The sequence below is a fragment of the Streptomyces sparsus genome, from assembly GCF_054776295.1.
Genome location: NZ_BAAHCA010000624.1, coordinates 1 through 2,945 on the forward strand (window position 1 = coordinate 1; position 2,945 = coordinate 2,945).

4 protein-coding genes are annotated in these 2,945 nt (G+C 72.8%); all 4 read right to left on the reverse strand.

Annotated features, from left to right (window positions below; genetic code table 11):
• Positions 1–1,042: tRNA dihydrouridine synthase DusB (gene dusB, locus ACYVE9_RS21225; protein WP_461029482.1), on the reverse strand; the 1,042-nt coding region annotated here is incomplete at its 3' end.
• Positions 1,043–1,085: 43 nt separating this feature from the next.
• Positions 1,086–1,499, reverse strand: coding sequence for a Fur family transcriptional regulator (locus ACYVE9_RS21230; RefSeq protein ID WP_461029483.1), 414 nt, complete (start codon positions 1,497–1,499; stop codon positions 1,086–1,088).
• A 122-nt stretch (positions 1,500–1,621) separates the two neighbouring features.
• Positions 1,622–2,500 carry a metal ABC transporter permease gene (locus ACYVE9_RS21235; RefSeq protein WP_461029484.1) on the reverse strand — a complete coding sequence of 293 codons (879 nt, stop codon included), beginning with the start codon at positions 2,498–2,500 and terminating at the stop codon, positions 1,622–1,624.
• Positions 2,497–2,945: ATP-binding cassette domain-containing protein (locus ACYVE9_RS21240; RefSeq protein WP_461029485.1), on the reverse strand; the 449-nt coding region annotated here is incomplete at its 5' end. The genes ACYVE9_RS21235 and ACYVE9_RS21240, both read right to left, overlap by 4 nt.

Genomic DNA, 2,945 nt, shown 5'->3' on the forward strand with positions numbered 1-2,945 from the left:
CCGAGGTCCGGCCGCGCGGCCCGTCCGCGCCGGCCGGCCACGGCTGGTCCAGCTCCGCCTCGTCGAGCAGTTCCCGCAGCGCGTCCAGCGACGAGGTGACGGCGAGCCGACGCCGCAGGTCGGAGCCGACCGAGAAGCCCTTGGTGTACCAGGCGACGTGCTTGCGGAAGTCGATGACGCCGCGGGCCTCGTCACCCAGCCACTCGCCGAGCAGCCGGGCGTGCCGCACCATGACGTCGCCCACCTCCCGCAGTGTGGGCCGCGCGTACGCCGCCGGACCGCGGCCGTCGAAGGCGGCGACCAGGTCACCGAAGAGCCACGGCCGGCCCAGGCAGCCGCGGCCCACCACGACGCCGTCGCAGCCCGTCTCACGCATCATGCGCACCGCGTCCTCGGCGGACCAGATGTCGCCGTTGCCGAGCACCGGGACCTCGGGCACGGCCTCCTTGAGGCGGGCGATCGCCGTCCAGTCGGCGGTTCCGCCGTAGTGCTGGGCGGCGGTGCGGCCGTGCAGCGCGATGGCCGCGACGCCCTCCTGCGCGGCGATGCGGCCGGCGTCCAGGTACGTGAGGTGATCGTCGTCGATGCCCTTGCGCATCTTCATCGTCACCGGCAGGCCGCCCGCGCCGCCGACCGCCTCCCGGAGGATCTCGCGCAGCAGGTTCCGCTTGTACGGCAGTGCGGAACCGCCGCCCCGCCGGGTGACCTTGGGGACGGGGCAGCCGAAGTTGAGGTCGATGTGGTCGGCGAGGTCCTCCTCGGCGATCATGCGGACGGCCTTGCCGACGGTGGCCGGGTCCACGCCGTACAGCTGGAGCGAGCGCGGTGTCTCGTCGGCGTCGAAGTGGACCAGCTGCATGGTCTTCTCGTTGCGCTCCACCAGCGCCCGGCTGGTGATCATCTCGCTGACGAAGAGACCGCGCCCGCCGCTGAACTCCCGGCACAGCGACCGGAACGGCGCGTTGGTGATGCCCGCCATCGGCGCCAGCACCACCGGGGGCTGGACGGTGTGCGGGCCGATGCTGAGCTGCGTCGTGGTCATGGGCGGTGCGTCCTGGGGAGGGGAGGGCGGCGGGGCGGCCGTGCTACTGCTTCGCCGCGCAGTCGCCGCAGGTGCCGAAGATCTCGATGGTGTGGGCGACGTCCACGAAGCCGTTCTCGGTGGCGATGGAGTCGGCCCACTTCTCCACGGCCGGGCCCTCCACCTCGACGGCCTTGCCGCAGTGCCGGCACACCAGGTGGTGATGGTGGTCGTCGGTGCTGCACCGGCGGTAGACGGACTCACCCTCGTCGGTACGCAGCACGTCGACCTCACCGGCGTCGGCGAGGGACTGCAACGTGCGGTAGACAGTGGTCAGGCCGACCGAGTCACCCCGGTGCTTGAGCATGTCGTGCAGATCCTGGGCGCTGCGGAACTCCTCGACCTCGCTGAGCGCCGCCGCCACCGCGGCGCGCTGGCGGGTCGACCGACCACGGACGGGGGGACCTGCAGTCGCCACCTGTTCCTCCTTCGCAAGCACCTCGGTGCTCGGCTCGCCTTCGGTCGCCCCCATTGTGCCAGGTGCTGCGGGAGCGGCTGCCGGTGCGGCTGCCGCCGGGCGTCGGGCGGGGCCGTCGCCCGTCAGCTTCCGGCCACTGCCGGCTGCTCCACCGGCCCGGACGGCGCGGCCCGGGACGCGGCTCGGGCGCGTCTGCGGGCCAGCGGTGCGGCGAGCAGTGTGACCAGGGCGAAGAGCGCGATGGCCAGCAGCACGATGCTCGCTCCGGGCGGCACGTCGGCGTAGTACGACAGGACCGTGCCGGACAGGGAGACCAGCACGCCGACGGCCACGGCGAACGCCAGCGTGACCGCGAAGCTCCTGGTGACCTGCTGTGCGGCTGCGACCGGGATCACCATCAGCGCGCTCACCAGCAGCAGTCCGACCACCCGCATCGCGACGGTGACGGTGACGGCGGCGGTGACCGCCAGCAGCAGGTTGAGCACCCGGACGGGCAGGCCGGTGACGCGGGCGAACTCCTCGTCCTGGCAGATGGCGAAGAGCTGCCTGCGCAGGCCGAGGCAGACGGCCAGCACGAAGGCCGACAGCACCACGATGGCGGTGACGTCCTCGGAGGAGACGGTGGTGATCGAGCCGAACAGGAACGTGGTGAGCTTGGCGGTGGAGCCGCCCGGCGCCAGGTTGATGATCATCACGCCGCCGGCCATGCCGCCGTAGAAGAGCAGCGCCAGCGCGATGTCACCGCGGGCCTTGCCGTACCAGCGCACGAGTTCCATGCCGATGGCGCCCACCGAGGAGACCAGCACCGCCGTCCACACCGGGTTGGTGCTGAGCAGGAAGCCCAGCGCGACACCGGTCAGCGCCACGTGGCCGATTCCGTCGCCCATGATGGCCTGCCGGCGCTGCACCAGGTAGATGCCCACCGCGGGGGCGGCGATACCGACCAGCAGCGCGGCGAGCAGCGCGCGCTGCATGACGGCGAACTGGAGCATCTCGGTCATGACAGGAGTCCGGTCTCGATCTTCGGCGCCTCGGGGATCGCCGCGGGCGGTTCCGCGTCGGCGTGCTGCGGGTGGCAGGCCAGGTCGTGCAGCTGCTCGGGGTGCTCGACCCGTTCCACCCGGCCGTCCCGGAGCACGACGGTGCGGTCGATGAGCGGCGCCAGCGGGCCCAGCTCGTGCAGCACCAGCAGCACCGAGGTGCCGCGCGCGCTCTGCTCGCGCAGGGCGTCGGCCAGCAGCTGCTGGCTGTCGAGGTCCACGCCGGCCAGCGGCTCGTCCATGATCAGCAGCTCGGGTTCACCAGCCAGCGCCCGGGCTATCAGCACCCGCTGGTGCTGACCGCCGGAGAGGGCGTTCACCGAGTCCCCGGCGCGGTCCCCCATGCCGACGAGCTCCAGCGCGCGCTGCACCGCGGCCCGGTCGCCGCGCCCCGGCAGGCGCAGCC

Bases quoted from the DNA above. Each gene is read 5' to 3' on its own strand.
- ACYVE9_RS21235 (WP_461029484.1), bottom strand. From the start codon at position 2,500: ATGACCGAGATGCTCCAGTTCGCCGTCATGCAGCGCGCGCTGCTCGCC.